Annotated in this window: 19 protein-coding genes; 9 read left to right on the forward strand and 10 right to left on the reverse strand. The window is 67.1% G+C overall.

Features of this window, described 5'->3' with window-relative positions:
* Positions 1-69: 69 nt before the first annotated feature.
* Positions 70-819: an esterase/lipase family protein gene (locus NGR01S_RS07005; RefSeq protein WP_063035667.1), complete on the forward strand. Its 750-nt coding sequence runs from the start codon at positions 70-72 to the stop codon at positions 817-819.
* A gap of 219 nt (positions 820-1038) precedes the next feature.
* Here NGR01S_RS07005 and chsH3 read toward each other — a convergent pair whose 3' ends face one another.
* Positions 1039-1902, reverse strand: coding sequence for an enoyl-CoA hydratase ChsH3 (gene chsH3, locus NGR01S_RS07010; protein WP_063035376.1), 864 nt, complete (start codon positions 1900-1902; stop codon positions 1039-1041).
* Positions 1903-1924: 22 nt separating this feature from the next.
* Complete coding sequence (gene kstD / locus NGR01S_RS07015; protein ID WP_063035377.1) at positions 1925-3613, reverse strand: 3-oxosteroid 1-dehydrogenase; 1689 nt, start codon at positions 3611-3613, stop codon at positions 1925-1927.
* Positions 3614-3716: 103 nt separating this feature from the next.
* Here kstD and NGR01S_RS07020 point away from each other — a divergent pair, with 103 nt between their 5' ends.
* On the forward strand, positions 3717-5348 hold the full coding sequence (locus NGR01S_RS07020) for an FAD-binding protein (RefSeq protein WP_063035378.1): 1632 nt from the start codon (positions 3717-3719) through the stop codon (positions 5346-5348).
* 516 nt (positions 5349-5864) lie between these two features.
* Here NGR01S_RS07020 and NGR01S_RS07025 read toward each other — a convergent pair.
* Both NGR01S_RS07025 and NGR01S_RS07030 read right to left on the reverse strand, forming a co-directional pair.
* Positions 5865-6068, reverse strand: coding sequence for a DUF397 domain-containing protein (locus NGR01S_RS07025; RefSeq protein WP_063035379.1), 204 nt, complete (start codon positions 6066-6068; stop codon positions 5865-5867).
* Positions 6065-6949: a helix-turn-helix domain-containing protein gene (locus NGR01S_RS07030; RefSeq protein WP_084480449.1), complete on the reverse strand. Its 885-nt coding sequence runs from the start codon at positions 6947-6949 to the stop codon at positions 6065-6067. The genes NGR01S_RS07025 and NGR01S_RS07030 overlap by 4 nt, the downstream gene beginning before the upstream one ends.
* A 479-nt stretch (positions 6950-7428) precedes the next feature.
* Between NGR01S_RS07030 and NGR01S_RS07035 the strand changes: the two genes are divergently transcribed.
* Positions 7429-7758, forward strand: a complete 330-nt coding sequence (locus tag NGR01S_RS07035) for a hypothetical protein (protein ID WP_063035381.1) — start codon at positions 7429-7431, stop codon at positions 7756-7758.
* Positions 7759-8244: 486 nt separating this feature from the next.
* Here the strand turns inward: NGR01S_RS07035 and NGR01S_RS07040 are convergent, their stop codons facing one another.
* From NGR01S_RS07040 to NGR01S_RS07050, 3 genes are all read right to left on the reverse strand, one after another.
* A complete protein-coding gene (locus NGR01S_RS07040) occupies positions 8245-8667 on the reverse strand; it encodes a type II toxin-antitoxin system VapC family toxin (protein WP_063035382.1) in 423 nt (140 codons plus the stop codon).
* Complete coding sequence (locus tag NGR01S_RS07045; RefSeq protein WP_063035383.1) at positions 8664-8903, reverse strand: type II toxin-antitoxin system Phd/YefM family antitoxin; 240 nt, start codon at positions 8901-8903, stop codon at positions 8664-8666. Before NGR01S_RS07045 ends, NGR01S_RS07040 begins: the two co-directional genes overlap by 4 nt.
* Positions 8904-9002: 99 nt before the next feature.
* Complete coding sequence (locus NGR01S_RS07050; RefSeq protein WP_063035384.1) at positions 9003-9614, reverse strand: TIGR03086 family metal-binding protein; 612 nt, start codon at positions 9612-9614, stop codon at positions 9003-9005.
* 98 nt (positions 9615-9712) lie between these two features.
* Between NGR01S_RS07050 and NGR01S_RS07055 the strand changes: the two genes are divergently transcribed.
* Both NGR01S_RS07055 and NGR01S_RS30820 read left to right on the forward strand, forming a co-directional pair.
* Positions 9713-10663 (forward strand): helix-turn-helix transcriptional regulator, encoded by a 951-nt coding sequence (locus NGR01S_RS07055; protein WP_063035385.1) that lies wholly within the window; start codon positions 9713-9715, stop codon positions 10661-10663.
* A 141-nt stretch (positions 10664-10804) separates the two neighbouring features.
* A complete protein-coding gene (locus tag NGR01S_RS30820; protein ID WP_157107157.1) occupies positions 10805-10963 on the forward strand; it encodes a hypothetical protein in 159 nt (52 codons plus the stop codon).
* Positions 10964-11026: 63 nt separating this feature from the next.
* Here the strand turns inward: NGR01S_RS30820 and NGR01S_RS07060 are convergent, their stop codons facing one another.
* A complete protein-coding gene (locus NGR01S_RS07060) occupies positions 11027-12121 on the reverse strand; it encodes an alkene reductase (protein WP_063035386.1) in 1095 nt (364 codons plus the stop codon).
* A gap of 65 nt (positions 12122-12186) precedes the next feature.
* Here NGR01S_RS07060 and NGR01S_RS07065 point away from each other — a divergent pair, with 65 nt between their 5' ends.
* On the forward strand, positions 12187-12564 hold the full coding sequence (locus tag NGR01S_RS07065) for a MerR family transcriptional regulator (RefSeq protein WP_063035387.1): 378 nt from the start codon (positions 12187-12189) through the stop codon (positions 12562-12564).
* 234 nt (positions 12565-12798) lie between these two features.
* Positions 12799-13533, forward strand: coding sequence for a hypothetical protein (locus NGR01S_RS07070; protein WP_063035388.1), 735 nt, complete (start codon positions 12799-12801; stop codon positions 13531-13533).
* 69 nt (positions 13534-13602) lie between these two features.
* On the opposite strand, the gene NGR01S_RS07075 is transcribed toward NGR01S_RS07070, so the two are convergent.
* Positions 13603-14016 carry a winged helix-turn-helix transcriptional regulator gene (locus NGR01S_RS07075; protein WP_063035389.1) on the reverse strand — a complete coding sequence of 138 codons (414 nt, stop codon included), beginning with the start codon at positions 14014-14016 and terminating at the stop codon, positions 13603-13605.
* Between the two features lie 143 nt (positions 14017-14159).
* On the opposite strand from NGR01S_RS07075, the gene NGR01S_RS07080 reads away from it, so the two are divergent.
* On the forward strand, positions 14160-15041 hold the full coding sequence (locus tag NGR01S_RS07080; RefSeq protein ID WP_063035668.1) for an NAD(P)-dependent oxidoreductase: 882 nt from the start codon (positions 14160-14162) through the stop codon (positions 15039-15041).
* Positions 15042-15092: 51 nt separating this feature from the next.
* Entirely contained in the window at positions 15093-15443 is a 351-nt protein-coding gene (locus NGR01S_RS07085) for an acyl-CoA thioesterase (RefSeq protein WP_218020744.1), read from the forward strand.
* Here the strand turns inward: NGR01S_RS07085 and NGR01S_RS07090 are convergent.
* Entirely contained in the window at positions 15397-15822 is a 426-nt protein-coding gene (locus tag NGR01S_RS07090; RefSeq protein WP_063035390.1) for a PIN domain nuclease, read from the reverse strand. The genes NGR01S_RS07085 and NGR01S_RS07090 overlap by 47 nt on opposite strands.
* Between the last annotated feature and the right edge of the window lie 2 nt (positions 15823-15824).

Consider the following 15824-nt stretch of genomic DNA (forward strand, 5'->3'; position numbering starts at 1 on the left):
ATCCTGGCGTCGGTCGACGCTGTGCGCGATCACGGCGCAGCGGCCATTCAGCCTCCGGAAAGCAGGTTCATGAAAACTGTGCTCGCTGCCTTCACTCGATTCGCTGTCGTATCGCTGGGGTGCGTTGCGGCGGCGCTGCCGCTCGGCTTCGCCCGTGCCGAGCCCGCGCCGGCGAATCCTGTCCTGGTCATCGGCGGTTTCGATGCCGACCGCGGCATTCTGGAGAACTTGCGCGCGGAACTGGCCGACCGCGGTTACCGGGCCTACTCCATGGTGCTGCCCGCGGCGCCCGCCGGATCGTCGGGGACCGAGGGGATCGCGGATTCGGCGGTGGCGGTGGCCGACAAGGTCGCCGATATCCGGCGAACCACGGGCGCCCGGCGGGTGGATCTGGTCGGGCACTCCATGGGCGGGCTGGCGCAGCGGCACTATGTGAAGTTCCTCGGCGGAAGCGACTCGGTGGGAACCTATCTCGACTTCGGCACCCCGAACTACGGCGAACCGCTCGGATTTCTCTGCGCGCCGCTCTTTCCCGGATGCCGTGATATCGCCCCGGCCTCGGAGTTCCTACAGCAGCTCAACACGCCGCCGGCGCTGCCGCCGGGCATCCCGGCCTATCACCTCTACTCGGAGAACGAGGGTCCTGAGCGCCTGCATCTGCCGGGGGCGGTCAACTCGAGTGTCCAGCAGATCTGTTCCGGCCGTCATGTCACGCACCGCGACGAACCGCAGGACGTCGCCTTCCAGGATCTGATCGATGCGGCGCTGCGCGGGGTCCCGTTGGCCTCGGACTGCCCGCGACAGTTCTTCCTCAGTTAGCCGCAGTCGCTCGCGGCGGTGGACCGTCCTCGCAATGCGGCGTCGGTGGCCGGTGCCCAGGTGGAGGGTCTCACCGTATCGTCGGCTGCACGAAAAGTTTCGATAGGCCCGGTAGATACGACTGTGTCCGGCAGACCCGCCGATGGATCTGCCGGACACTATGTTCGTCGCCCTCGAGCACGGGCCCGGTCACCGGGCCCGCGCGATCTCACCTGGAGGTCACTCGGCGTAGGTGAGGACCACATCTCCCAGGACCGGTGCGCCGTCACGTTCCACGGCGGTGGCGCTGATGATCAGTTGGCCCGGCTCCCGCCAGATCCGCGACCGCAGCGTCTCCCCGGGGAACAGCACTCCGGCGAACCGCGCCTTGAACCCGGTCACCCGGCCGGCGACGGAGTCCAGCACGGTATCGGTGGCGGTTTTGCAGATGATCCCGTAGGTGCACAGACCGTGCAGGATCGGCGCCGGAAACCCGGCCCCCTTCGCGAATTCGGGGTCGGAGTGCAGCGGGTTGCGGTCGCCGCAGAGGCGGTAGAGCAGTGCCTGCTGCGGCAGGGTCGCGGTGGTGACATCGAAATCCGGCTCGCGGTCGGGGAGTTCGGCCTTGCTGCTCGGGCCGCGCTCACCGCCGAATCCGCCTTCGCCGCGGGCGAAGATGGAGGACCGTTCGGTCCACAGCGCTTCGCCGTCGGAACCGGTGACGGTGAACTCCTGCACGATCACCGCGTTGGCGCCCTTGTCCCACAGTTCGCTGATCCGGCCGGTGCGGGTCGCCTTACCCGCGGCGGGTAGCGGCCGGTGCACCTGTACTTCCTGCGAGCCGTGCACCACTTTGGCCAGGTCGATATCGACTCCGGGGAACTTCACCTTCGGCGGGTCGGTATCGCGCAGGGTGTGCGCGACAGTGGCGAAAGTGGGCAGCACCTGCGGTTCCCGGTCGTCGAGATAGCGCAGTTCGGCCGGCTCGGTCCAGCGGTGACCGGCGCCGATACCCAGGTGGTAGAGCTGGACATCGGAGGCGGTCCAGGAGAATTCCTTGCTCGGCAGTTCCGCTCCGAGCGCGACTTTCGGATCGATGGGCATACAGGTTCTCCTCGCCGGCGGCTCAGGCCGCGGTCTTCTTGCGGTCGATGATGTCGTGGACCGCCAGGTAGCCGAAGGCGATCGCCGGTCCGATGGTGGCGCCGGGGCCCGCGTAGGTGTGGCCCATCACCGGGGTCGATACATTTCCGGAGGCGTACAGACCCTCGATCGGGGTGCCGTCCTCACGCAGCACTCGTGCCGCGGTATCGGCGACCAGGCCGCCCTTGGTGCCGAGATCACCGGGCACCATCTTGGCCGCGTAGAACGGGCCCTGGACCAGCGCCGCGAGGCACGGGTTGGGTTTCACGGTCGGGTCGCCGTAGTACCGGTCGTACTGGCTGTCGCCGCGGCCGTAGTCCTCGTCCTTACCGGTTTCGGCGAACTTGTTGAACCGCTCCACCGTGGCCGCCAGTTTGTCGGCGGGCACCCCGATCTTCTCGGCCAGTTCCGGCAGAGTCGCGGCCTTGACGATGAGGTCGTTCTCCATCCAGCGCGACGGGAACTTCAGGCCCGGCTGCAGGCTGGCGAACATATAGCGGTTGCGGTAGCGCTGGTCGAAGACGAGCCAGGTCGGGATGTTCTCACCGGGGCCCTCGCCCTGCCCGTATTCACCGCCGTACATGGTGTGCACGGCTTCGACGTAGGGCGCGGACTCGTTGCCGAACCGTTCACCCTTCGGGTTGATCATGATCGAACCGGGCAGGTTGCGCTCGGACAGCGCGAACCAGGGCTTGCCGCCCTTGAAGATGGTCGGACCCCACCAGGCGTCCTCCATGAAGCCGATAGCGGCGCCCGCGTCCATACCGGCAACGATGCCATCACCGGTGTTGGTGGCGGCACCGGTTGTCCACTCAGTGGTAATCGGTTCGCGCTGGTATTTGGCCCGCATCTCGGCATTGTGCTCGAACCCGCCGCTGCCGAGTACCACGCCGTGGCGCGCGGTGAAGGTGACCGTCTCGCCCTTGTGGGTGGCCTCGACGCCGGTGACCTTGCCGTTCTCGACGACCAGTTTGGTCATGGGGGTGTCGAGCAGCAGGGGCACGTTCGCGTCCATCAGCCCCTTGCGCATACCGGCGATGACGGCCTGCCCCATCACCATCAGATGCTTGTTGGTGAATTTGGCCCAATAGGTGCGCGCCCCGACGCGCAGGGCCCGCAGCATGCCCTTCGGGTGGCGGCGGATCAGGTTCAGCCGGACGAAGTCGGCCTGGGTGACCGCCACGTTCAGTGGTGCCTTGGAATAGGGCGGATGGATATTGAACCGCTCGTCGCCGAGGGCTTTGGCGTTGAACGGCTTCGGCTCGCAGGATCGCCCGCCCGCCCGGCCGCCGGGGGCCTCCGGGTAGTAGTCGGAGTAGCCCTTGACCCAGGTCATCTTCAGCGGCGAGTGCGCGAGGACGAAATCCATGGCTTCGGCGCCGCGGTCGATATAGGTATCGATCCGCTCGGCGGGCACCACGTCGCCGATGATGCTGTGCAGGTACCTGCGCGCTTCTTCGCGGTCGTCGGGACCGCCCGATTCGCGCAGGGCCTTGTTACCGGGGATCCAGACCCCGCCGCCCGAGCGCGCGGTAGATCCGCCGTAGTACGGCGCCTTCTCCAGGATCACCACACTCAGGCCGTTGTGCGCGGCGGTGAGGGCGGCGGTCATCCCGGCGGCGCCGCTGCCGACCACCACCACATCGTATTCCCGATCGTTCATGTAGAACACGTTATAGAATGATGGCGCTGTTGGTCTATGTTGTCTGGCAGAAGACTTGTTCTGCGGCGTAAACAGCAGGGAAACTCGTTTCAGTTTGTGGTGGAGTTGGTAGATGGCGCACGAATGGGACCTGACCGCGGACGTGGTGGTCGTCGGTTACGGGGCGGCGGGTGCGGCCACGGCGCTGCAGGCCACCGAGGACGGCGCGCAGGTCCTCGTGCTGGACCGTTTCACCGGCGGCGGCGCGACCGCGCTGTCCGGCGGCATAATCTACGCCGGTGGGGGCACCTGGGTGCAGCGCGCCGGTGGTGTCGAGGACACCCCGGAACTGATGCTGGCCTACCTCGAACGCGAGGTCGGTGACGCGGTCTCCCCGGCGACGCTGCGGCGTTTCGTCGACGACAGTCCCGCCATGATCGACTGGCTCACCGCGCACGGGGTGCCGTTCGAGGCGTCGCTGTGCCCGTACAAGACCTCGTACCCGAACAATGACTACTACCTCTACTACTCCGGCAGCGAGATCTCCGGCGCGTTCGCCGATATCACCCCTGCTCAGCGCGGCCACCGTGTCAAAGGCTGGGGGACCTCCGGCAAGAAGCTGTTCGCGCCGCTGGCCCGGTCGGCGCAGCGGCGGGGCGTGCGGGTGGAAACGCTGACCACCGCGACCGCCCTGGTCACCGACGACACCGGCGCGGTCGTCGGAGTCGAATGCCGGAGCCTGCGTGACGCGCCCGCGCGTATCAAGGCCCGTTACGCGCGGCTGGCCGCGATCGCCGCCAAACCCGGTATCTACTACCCGCCGCTGCGCCGGGCACTGGAGAAACGGCTGGCCCGGCTCGACCGCAGGTACGCGACCACACTCCGGGTCCTGGCCCGGCGCGGCGTGGTGCTGACCGCGGGCGGTTTCATCGCCAACCGGGAGATGCTGCACACCCACGCGCCCGCCTACAAGAACGGCCTGGCCCTGGGCAGCTCCGGCGACGACGGCAGCGGCATCGAACTGGGCCGCAGCGTGGGCGCCGCGACCGATCGGATGGGCAATGTCTCGGCCTGGCGGTTCCTGCTGCCACCGAGTTCGTTCACCGGCGCGCTGCTGGTCGACGGGAAAGGGCAGCGGGTCATCGACGAGACCCGCTACGGCGCGGCCGTCGGCGACGCCCTGATCAACCGGCACGACGGTATCGGCCGGCTGCTCGCCGACGACGCGCTCATGCGTACCGCCATCTCCCAGATCGGGCCACAGGCCGCCTGGTTCCAGCGGATGCAGTTCGAGGTGATGCGCCGGAAGGCGAAGCGCGGCAAAACCCTCGACGAGGTCGCCGCCGCCGCAGGTGTCGATCCGGCGGGATTACGGGAGACCGTCGCCGAGCACAACAGCGCCTACGCGACCGGCCTCCCCGACCCGGTGGGCAAACCGGCCGAATACGTACGCCCGGTGGGGGCGGGTCCGTACTGGATGCTGAATGTCTCGATCGAACCGAGCCTGACCAATCCGTGCCCGATGTTCACCGTCGGCGGGCTGATGGTCGACGAGGACACCGGGGCGGTCCGCGATACCCACGGCGCGGAGATCCGGGGCCTGTACGCGGCGGGCCGGACGGCCGCGGGCATCTGTGTGAACTCCTACGTCAGCGGGCTTTCACTGTCCGACTGCATCTTCTCCGGCCGCCGGGCGGGACGGAGTGTGGCGGGTGCGGTGCCGGTAGTGGAAGACGACGGTGAGAAAGGTGTCCGCGCTGGTTAGTGCGAGTCCCGGCGCCAGTGCACGGCGGTCACGAAGACGAGGGCGGGGCGATCTTTCACGGCTGCCCTGTGACGTCTGTACCCGCAGCGTTGAGAACCCCGGCACCGGTCAGGGCAGCAAAGCGGTCGAGATCCGCCGCGGTCCACCGGTCCAGTCCCGGAGCCGGCATTGCCATCGGACCACCTCCAGCCTGATCGAGACCGCATATACCGCAGTGTTGTCATGATTCCAACCTGCGGATTCGTCCGGAGGGGGAGATGAGCTTCGCGTGACTGTCCGCCTATCCGACCGGGTGGGGCCGGCGATCGAGCTGGTATGTCCGACCCGAGCCGACATCCCGGGCCGCCGCCGTGACCCATGTGCCGGTGATATGCGGATCGCGCCGTGAAAGTGGTTGCCCTGCGATATCTTCGATCGCAGCGTACCCGGATTCCCGGACGTTCTCTGCCGCCGTGCAGCCAGGCGGCAGAGATACCCGACCTCTCACCAGATGAAGCCGGGGTTCTCTACATCCGGTCAGGGGCGATCGAACTCGCCGTCTTTCGCGCCGGCCAGGAAGGCGTCCCACTCGCCGGGGGCGAAGATCAGGGCCGGGCCGGTGGGGTTCTTGGAGTCCCGCACGCCGACATGGCCGTTATCCAGGTGGGCTGTCTCGACGCAGTCGTTTCCACCTTGGCTACGGGTGCTCTTGAACCACTCGGCACGAGAGAGGTCGGTCATTGCAACTCCTTCGAGATCCGCAGCATCAAGTCGCTAGATGCCGACGCCGACAACGCTACATGCCTGATGCGCTCGGCTTCGCGGGAATACTTGCTCACTTCGTCGGACTGCTCGACGAACAAGTTCCCGGTGAATCCCTCCTCGAAGGCAACCGGCGGCTCTTGGAGCTTGGATGCATGCAGCGGCGGGAAGCTGAACAGCACGAACGAACGCGACATCAAACCGATAGGTTTGGTCTCCGCGTTCGGCACGATCCGTATATCGATGCCCGGCACGTCGGAGTAGCTGAGTAGGCGTTTCACCTGGTCCGCCATGACGGCCGGGCTGCCTACGTTGTATCGGAGGGTGGCCTCGGTCAGCAGCGCCTCGAAGCGAAAATCTGGCTGACACAGGCGGTTTTGCCTCCGTGATGCAAGGTCCAACGTTCGCTCGACCTCCTCCGGTGGCTGATCTGGGTTCGTGGCCCAAGTGAGCGCCTGCCGATATTCGCGTGTTTGGAGCAGGCCGGGAACCACCGTGGTCTGCCAGTTCGTAACCCAGTTCGCCGCCTCCTCGAGCGCGAGATAGTGGTCGAATCCGGAGACGATGGCATCGGCGTAAGCCCGCCACCATCCGCTACCCGATGCCGTTGCCTCCCTGATCTCCCGGGCGAGATCGAGTAGTAGCCGCCGCTCCTCGTCCGTGGCCTCGTAGGCATTCGCCAAGGCGTTGAGTCCGAGATCGGTGACCTTTGTCTGCCGACCGTCCTCGATCCGTCCGTAGGACTGCGGCGATACTTCGGCCACCCGGGCTGCTGCGGACTGCGTGAGACCGGCTCTCTCACGAAGCTTCCGCAGCTGCCGGCCCAGGGCACGGCGCGGAAGCGTGGATCCGTTTGCCATGTAGTTACCTTTGTTAATCGGATGCGTGCAATATGGAAGCCTCCATGTGGAAGCCGAGTCCTGGAAAACGCAATGCTGCAATGGTTGTGCAGGAATTCCAGAACTTCCCCTCGTATTTGCCGGTGTACGGCTTTTCGATTCCGCTGCGGCAGAGTTCTACTGAGGGGGCACCCGGTGCAGGCCACTCCCAGAGCCACCTGGGAGACACCAGTTCGACGCCAGGAGTTGCCGAAGGCTGGTGGTCAATTCGATTGGGTAGAGGGCGCACCGACACCATAACCCCTCAGCGGACCCTGCGCCGGGTGCATACCAGAAATTGATCCAGGAGCGGGGAATCATGTGTGCGACAACGCTGCCGACCAGAGTTCGCGGTGAGACCGATATTCCGGAGGGGCCGGTATGGGCGGTACCAACGCTCGTTCATTTGGAGCATCTACTGAAGGTGATGCGGCGGTGGGCGGAGGTAGCCGAGGAGTGCCGTGTCTGACCGGGGCCCGCTGCCGTCGGCAGTCGCCCTGATCCGGCTGAACCTCCCGATGAGCGATATCGATCTGCACGAACTCGCCGACCGGCACGGATACCGGCTCGCGTACACGGTCAGGACGGATACGGTCGCCCGGCTCGCCATACACGCGCTGGCCCGGCATGCGGCCGAGGCCGGAGCCGAGGCGGTCGTGGTGCCGAATTTCGAGCATGCCGACGACCTCCGCCGCCTCATCACCGAGAACGCCGCGCTCATCACGCCTGTACGGCTCTACCCTCGCGGGTATCGTTGGCCCGGCACGGATCCCGAACGGGGGCGAGCCTGATGTGGGCCGATGCGGTGCTGGTACTGCTGGTGGCCGGCCTGGTCGGTCTCACGATCGCGCTGTGTCTACCGCTGAAGGACCCGTAGGCGATACCGTTCCGGCGGAGCCACCGAATACAGCGGTATCGGGATCCGGGGTCGGTGGCTCGTGCGCGACTGATCGATCGTGACCGACTCGCGCCGCCTCGTAGGCAAACTGTGGTCCTACTGCCACGTCCGAGATCATCGCCCGCGAGATCGTCGAAGACCTGACCGCCGCGCCGGCGGAGTTCGAAGCGGTGGCGGCAGCGTTGGAGCAGGCCGCGGCGCCCGACGCTACGAACTGAGCAGCGTCGATAAGATTGTTGCCTTGTGGCCGCCGGGTGGAGCGGAGTCTGGCTGTGGCGCTATTCCTCGTGATGTCCGCCGCCGCATCAGGAGCGGCCAGCGACCCGGGTGCAGAGCAGTCGGTCCGTTTCGAACCGAGAACTGAATAGGTCGCGGCGGGTCAGCCTTCTTCCCAAGGATTGACGAAAGTGATCCCCATCGGCCGGAAGTCGGCCGCGTTGCGCGTTGCGAGGGTCAGGCCGTAGGCGGTGGCCGTAGCGGCGATCAAGGCGTCGTGAGCCGGCCGTCGGTGGGGGATATGCAGGCGGGTCGCGATCTCGGCGACTTTCTGGTCGATGTCGAGGATCCTGCCCGCGTAGGTCGGTAGCACGCCATCGTTCAGCCAGTGGTCGAGCGTTCGAGCCTGCGCAGGGTCGCAGCGTCGCTTGTTCTCGATCCCGGCCCGGAGTTCGAGCAGCGTGATAACCGAGAGGTACGTGTCGGAGGGTGACAGGTTTTGTGCCCATCGATCGACGTTCCGGTCTCTGCGGTCTTCGCTTTTTCGCAGCTCCGATACGATATTCGTGTCCAGGAGAAAGCTCACAGATCGACCTCACGGAGCGAGTCCGTCGGCCGTACCGGCTCGAAGTCGATGTTCTCGGGCATCGTGAAGGCATCGGCCAGCGAAATTCCGGACCGAGTGAGCTCCTGATAATCGGCAAAGGTCAGGAGCACATGAGACGGCCGACCGTGATCTGTGATGATCACCGGTCCGCGGCCGGCCGCACGCTTGGCCGCGCTTACATCGTGGTTGAAATCGCGAGAAGTCACAATACTCATTGATCACCTCCACGTAGGTATGTACCTACATTACTGCGGGTGATGCCGAAGGCCACCTGTTCGATGTGGCTGCTACCCGGACACTGCCGCGGGTGCGGGTCACCGGCGCGGCCGGCGACCCAGGTAACGCAGCAGCTGGTCCGCGCTGGAACCCTCGCCCTCGACGATCGGGCCGTAGGCGCCCCAATCGCGCAGCGGTTCGATCCGGCCCTGGGCGGCGGCGAGGATCGGCGCCGAGAGTTCGTCGGTCAGCGGCGATTCCTGTCCGGTGGCGACCGCGATATCCCAGGCGTGCACCGCCGCGTCCAAGGCGCACAGTACGGCGGCCACCGGGGTCGGCAGCGGGCCGAAGGGGAGTGGGGTGGGGACGCTTTCGGTGTCGTCGGTGACAGTGGACCACGCGGTCGCTGTCTCCTCGAGGGCGGCGGTTACCAGAGCGACGGGTCCGTCGGCGATCGTGCCGGTGGGGGAGAAGGGGTCGTAGGACGGACCGGCGCCCACGCCGAGCGCGGCAGCGAAGGCCCGCTGGTCCGCGGCGGCGTGCTCGGCGACCTGCGCGACATTCCAGTCCGCGCAGGGAGTCGCCAGCTGCCACTGGCCGGCCTCGACTCGCGCGGTCACTCGGCGCAGCGCTTCGTGGGCGGCGGTCAATACATCGCGCCAGACCGGCGCGAGCTGAGCGGTGATGTCCTGCGCGGTGGTGTTTTCCATGGTTTTGCCTCTCGGTCGTTTTCGGCGTTGAACTCAGGCTATGGCCCTATTAGGCTCATTTCCTTCCTGATAAAGACTTCCGCGGAAACGAGTAGTTTGTGACCTCCACCACAACCCGGGTGCTCCGGCTGCTGTCGCTGCTCCAGGACCGCGGATACACCGGACCCGAACTGGCACAGCGCCTCGGCATCACCGATCGCACCCTGCGCCAGGACATCGCCCGCCTGCGCGAACTCGGCTACCCAGTGCACGCCACCCGCGGCCCGATCGGCGGCTACCGCCTCGGTCAAGGCGCCACCATGCCGCCGCTGCTGCTCGACGACGACGAAGCGGTGGCGGTCGCGATCGCGATGGGTTCGGCAGAGGACGGTTCCACCGGAATCGCCGATATCGACCACAGCGTCAAACGGGCCCTCGCCAAATTGGAAAGAATTCTGCCGAAACGTTTGCAGCGCACCGTCAACGCACTGCGCGAGACCACCGCGGTCGGCCCGACGGTCGGCTCCCGGGAACCGGACGCGCCCGTTCCCGCGGAGACCCTCGCCACGATCGCGGCGGCGATCCGGGCGGCCCGGGAACTCGAACTCGACGATCAGCGGGTCGAGCCGTACCGGCTGGTCAGCTGGCAGCGGCGCTGGTACCTGGTCGGATACGACCTCGACGCGCACACCTGGCGTGCGTTTCCGGTCGCGAACCGGCGCCGGGTGGTATCGGGCACCCGCCGCTTCGCCGCCCGGACTCCGCCCGACAGCGATCTGGTCGCCTTCGTACTCCGGGAGGTCGCCTCCGCCGGCTACGCGGTGCACGCCCGGGTCACGGTGCTGGCACCCGCGGAAACCGTGATCGCCCGGATCAATCCGGCGGTCGGGGTCGTGGTACCGGTCGACGAGAACTCGTGCCTGCTGCTCACCGGCGCGGACGCGCTGGAGACGATCGCCATCTACCTGAGCATGCTCATGATGGATTTCCGTATCGACGGCCCACCGGAACTGGTCGAGCACATCCGCACCCTGGGCCGGCGGTACCGGGAGGCGGTCGCGCACCTTTGACGGGCCGGGGCGTGTAGCGAGCCGGTGCTCTGCGGCCTGGACGAGCACGGTGTGCGTTTGTCGGGAGTAGTGCGCGGACTTGGACGGCAGCCTTAGGAGTGCAGTCACAAGGACTGCACTCCTAAGAAACGGAGGCCGACCATGAACGCGAAGCCCGAGCAACTGTTCGACCGCGTGGCCGTATCGGGTTGCCGCCTTGCATGCTTCAGCGGCACCGGTTTCAGCGATTCGCTCCAGGAGCGTGCGGGTCTCGACCAAGATGTACTGCTCGTCGGGCTCTCCGACCTGTACGGCGAGTAGGCAACTCCCGCGGACTGCGTATCGCCGGTGCTACGTGGTCCGGCGCGAGGCGATACCGGGTGCTCAGGCGGTCGCTGTGCGGGTCGGGTAATCCGTGTAACCCTCGGCCCCGCCGACATACATCAAATGCGTATCGCGGATCGGGTTGAGCGGCGCGCCGGTGCGTAAGCGTTCGACCAGGTCGGGGTTGGCCAGGAAGGCGCGGCCCAGGGCGATGTGGTCGGCTCCGGCGGCGAGCAGGCGCTCGGCCCGGTCGATGATGGCGCCGGGGTCGCGCGCATCACCCGCGGGGTTGGCGACGAGACTGCCGGGCCACAGTTCTCGGAGCTGCCGCAGCAGCGGGTCGTCCGCGTCGACCCGGACGATGTGCAGGTAGGCGAGACCCAGCCCGGCGACCGCGGTGACCAGCGCCGGATAGATGGCCTCGGTATCGCCCTCCGCGATGCCGTTGACGGGATTGGCCGGCGAGATGCGCAGCCCCACCCGCTCCGGGCCGATGGCCGCCGCCACCGCCGTGACGACCTCGACGGTGAACCGGATGCGGTTCTCGACCGGACCGCCGTAGGCGTCGGTGCGGTGGTTGGTGTTGCGGGCCAGGAACTGGTGCAGCAGGTAGCCGTTGGCGCTGTGGACTTCGACCCCGGCGAAACCGGCCTCGACGGCATTGCGTGCGGCGGTGACGAAATCGGCGATGGTGCCGTTGATGTCGTCGACCGTGAGTTCCCGTGGCGTCACGGCCGGCTGATGGCCCGACGGAGTGTGCACGGTATCGGGCAGCGGTATCGGCGAGGGCGCGACCGGGACCAGGCCGCTGTTGTCGGGATGGCCGACCCGGCCGCCGTGCTGGAGTTGCAGGAACATATGACCCCCGGCCGCCCGGACGGCCTCGGTGACGCGGCGCCAGCCGGCGATGTGCTCGGCGCGGTGGATACCGGGGATATTGGCATAGGTCTGACCCACCTGGTTCGGGGTGGCGGCCTCGGCGATGATCAGGCCCGCGCCGGCCCGCTGAGCGTAGTAGGTCGTCATCAGATCCGACGGGGTGCCGTCCGCGCCCGCGCGGTTACGCGTCAAGGGGGCCATCACCAGGCGGTGCGGTAGTTGCAGACCGGCGAGGCGAGCGGGGGCGAATAGATCACGGGGCGCTGCGGTTGTCATGTCTGGACGGTAAGACCTGACATTGATGTGAAGTTCAAGCCCGAACAGGAAAATACGAGGTGAGCATGCGAATCGGAGAACTGGCGCAGCGGACCGGGGTCAGCGAACGATCACTGCGCTACTACGAGGAGCAGCGGTTGCTCACCGCCGACCGCACCCCGGGCGGACACCGCGACTATCCGGAGCACGCGGTGGACCGGGTCGTGCACATCCAAGAGCTGTTCGCGGCCGGACTGTGCAGCAAGAAGATCGTGGAGATCCTGCCCTGCATACGGGACACCGACGGCGGTGCCAATGAATTCGCCACGCCCGCGCTGGTGAATGAGTTGCAGGTGGAACGGGAACGGATCGACCGCATGATCGCCGATCTGCTCCGCTCCCGCGAAGTACTCGACGAGGTCATCGAACGCGCGGGGGCGAGTTTCACGACGGCGGCCGCGTGAGCGTCGTCGAGTAGGCCGTCCCGCGTTCGGAACTCGTCTCCGACGCCGGACCGGGCGCTGCGCCGGTGGGTTTCCGACTTCAGGCCCGCGCCGGGTGACATGCGAGGGTGCCGGGAAACCCGAAAGCGACCGGTCCCATCGCATCCCGGCGAGAAATTCACACACCCGATCCGGCCGTCTTCGCGTCCGTCCCGGCTACACTCGGGCCCACTATTCCCAACCAGGTGGTGACTCATGGCGTTCGCGGTATGGGTACGGTCGGTTCCGGTCTTCACGTCGCTGCTGGTGGTAGCGCTGAGCGGCTGCGCGTCGCCGAGCGGCGGCGACCCCGGCCCGGTGGTCTCGTCGGCCACGCCGCCGGGGCCCGCGCAATCGTCCACGGCCGCGGCGACCGAGGAGCAGCCGCCCACCACGGTGGTTTCCGTGGTCGCCGTCGACGCATCCGGCCTGCCGGCCGACGGTTTCGACGTATCCGGTACCGCGCCCGCGGGCCGGCTCGACTGCACCCACGTCACATCCAGTCGTTCCGCCTCCAGCCCGGGGATCTACCACTGCGGTGCCTCCGCCGACGCCGCCGATATCTGCTGGGCCAGGGCAGGCGGGGCGGAACTGATGTGCGCCGACGATCCGTGGAACCGGGAACTGCGCTGGTACAGCGTCGAACCGCGGCTCGAACCGATCGGGAAAACCGCCGATCCCGAACCGTGGGCGCTCGAATTGGCCGACGGCCGCCGATGCCGCATCCGGGTGGGCGGGGCCTGGGGTGGACGGGCCGACGGCCTGGTGGGCGCCTACTCGTGTACCGGCGGCGCCGAAGTCGTCCTGCAGCCGTCGGACGCCCGGACCGCCATCGACACATCGGCCCCCACCTGGCATGTCCGGTTGGGCGAGCTCGGCGCGGGCTCTCCCGAACTACCCCCGCCGACAATCGTGGATGTACGGACGGCCTACTTCGCGGCCGCGTCCTGACACGGTTTCGTCGCCGCCTCCGGACCGAGCCGGCCGGCGGGCGAGGGGGCGGTAGTCGGGCCCGCCCGTCTACTCGGCGGCACCCTGCTGACGAAATGAGCTGCCACCGGGCACCGCCGGTGCCGCGGCCGGTTGCGGATGGACACGTGCGGCGCCGACTCGCGCGATGCGGTCCCGCCCCCACGCGCCGAGCGGTTCGAGCGCGGCGTTGAGGGAGCGGCCGAGGTCGGTGAGACGGTATTCCACCCGAGGCGGAACCTCCGGGTAGACCTTCCGGTCGATCAACCCGTCTTCCTCGAGCTCCCGCAGCTGTTGGATGAGCATCTTCTCGGACACGCCGGGGAGCCCCCGGCGTAGCTCACCGAACCGCCGTACGCCGTAGTTGTCGAGTTCCCAGAGGATCAGCCCTTTCCATTTACCGCTGATCACATCCATGGCGGCATCGATCCCGCAGAAATACGGCCCGAACCTTTTCTCGCCCATTTCGACCTCGCTACCTGTTCACATACCTTTTGGTAGGTACCTCACCGAATAGTAGGTACTTGTCCCGACAGCCCGTGTTGGCGATCGTTGGTCCCGGCGCGCCGAGCAATATGACCATTCGCCTCAGCAAGGAGTCGGCAGAAATGACCGCAAACGAGCAGACAACCGTGGCCGTGCTCGGTCTCGGACCTATGGGCCGGGCCATTGCCGCCACCCTGGTGAAGGGCGAGAATCCCACCACGGTGTGGAACCGCACGCCGGGAAAGGACACAGAACTTGTGGGACTAGGCGCCGTGAGCGCCCCCGATACCGCGTCGGCGATCGATTCCGCCGCCGTGGTTGTCGCCGTTCTCGGTGATCACGCGTCCGTGCACGAGGTGCTCGACCCGGTGGCCGACCGGCTGCGCGATAAGGCGCTGATCAACCTGACCAGCACCGCTCCGGAAGATTCCCGGGAACTCGCCCGCTGGGCGGCCGGACACGGTATCGACTTCCTCGACGGCGGCATCATGGCGGTACCGCCGATGATCGGCGGGCCGGGTGCCTCGATCCTCTACAGCGGATCGGAGCAGGTCTTCGATCGCTTCCGTCCCGATCTCGAAAAGCTCGGTGCGGCAGACTACTTCGGCGATGACCCCGGAACCGCCGCGCTCTACGATTTCGCGCTGCTGGCCGGTATGTACGCCATGTTCGCGGGGTTCTTCCACGGCGCCGCCATGGTGCGCTCGGCCGGGGTCACGGCCACGTCCTTCGCGCCCCGCGCGGTCGCGTTCCTCACCGCCATGACTGGATCGTTCCAGGCGTATGCCGAGGTGATCGACAGCGGTGACTACACCCAGGAGGTGCAGCCCGCGCGTTTTCACAAACCCGCCTTGGACGCGATCGTGCGGGCCAGCCGGGACGCCGGGGTGGCCCTGGACATCGTGGGCCCGATCAAGAACCTCATCGACCGGCAGATCGCCGACGGACGGGCGGGGGAGGGGCTGGGGAGGGTCACCGAGGAGCTGGCCGGGAACCGCGAGTAAGGGGACCACCGGCCGCCGCCACCTGTCGGTGGTGACCGGCGTGATCCGGTCATGGCGTTCATCAACCGGATCGAAGTGCGAGTCTCCGACCTGGATCTCCAGGGGCACGTGACCGGCGCGGCGTATCACCACTACGTCGATCATTCCCGGTTCGCATGCGTACAGGCCGCGGAAATTTCGGCCGAGGAGATGATCGCGGCGGGCTTCGGTCCGGTGAACTTGGAAACGGTCCTGCGTTTCCAGCTACTCGACCAGACCACCCGCCGCCTCGTCGCCGACCCGGCCCGGCAATGGCGAGCCGGCCCGAACTGCTGCGGCTTGTCCGGTACTGATGCACGTATAAAGGTTGGCGCCATCACGCCTGTCGATCTGCTGTGCCCGGCCGGGCTACCCATCGCGTAGGTTGTCCCGTAACCGCAGCGATCATGTCGTAGTCGCCGTCGTAGTGCAGCACGGTGGTGTGGTGCCGTTCGGCGACGGCGGCAATGACGAGGTCGGCGACCGACAGTGCGCGCCAGTTTCCGCCCTCTATCAGCAGGCCCTGGATCTCGGCAGCGCGATCCCAGGCTTCGTCGGGGGTCGGTAACCAGTCGAAACCACGCAATTCCTCGCGAATCCGCTGGGCGTCGGTCTTCGACCGGGCCGAGTGCAATATCTCCAGCTCGACCGCCCCGCAGATAGCCAGGAGACCGGCATTGTGCAGGGGGTCGATAACCGCGCGGACGGCCGGCTTCGGGTAGCGAGCGAACGCCGACTTGTCGATGAGGTATCGGGTGGGCACCT

The sequence above is a fragment of the Nocardia grenadensis NBRC 108939 genome (assembly GCF_001613445.1).
In the GTDB taxonomy this organism is placed as follows: domain Bacteria; phylum Actinomycetota; class Actinomycetes; order Mycobacteriales; family Mycobacteriaceae; genus Nocardia; species Nocardia grenadensis.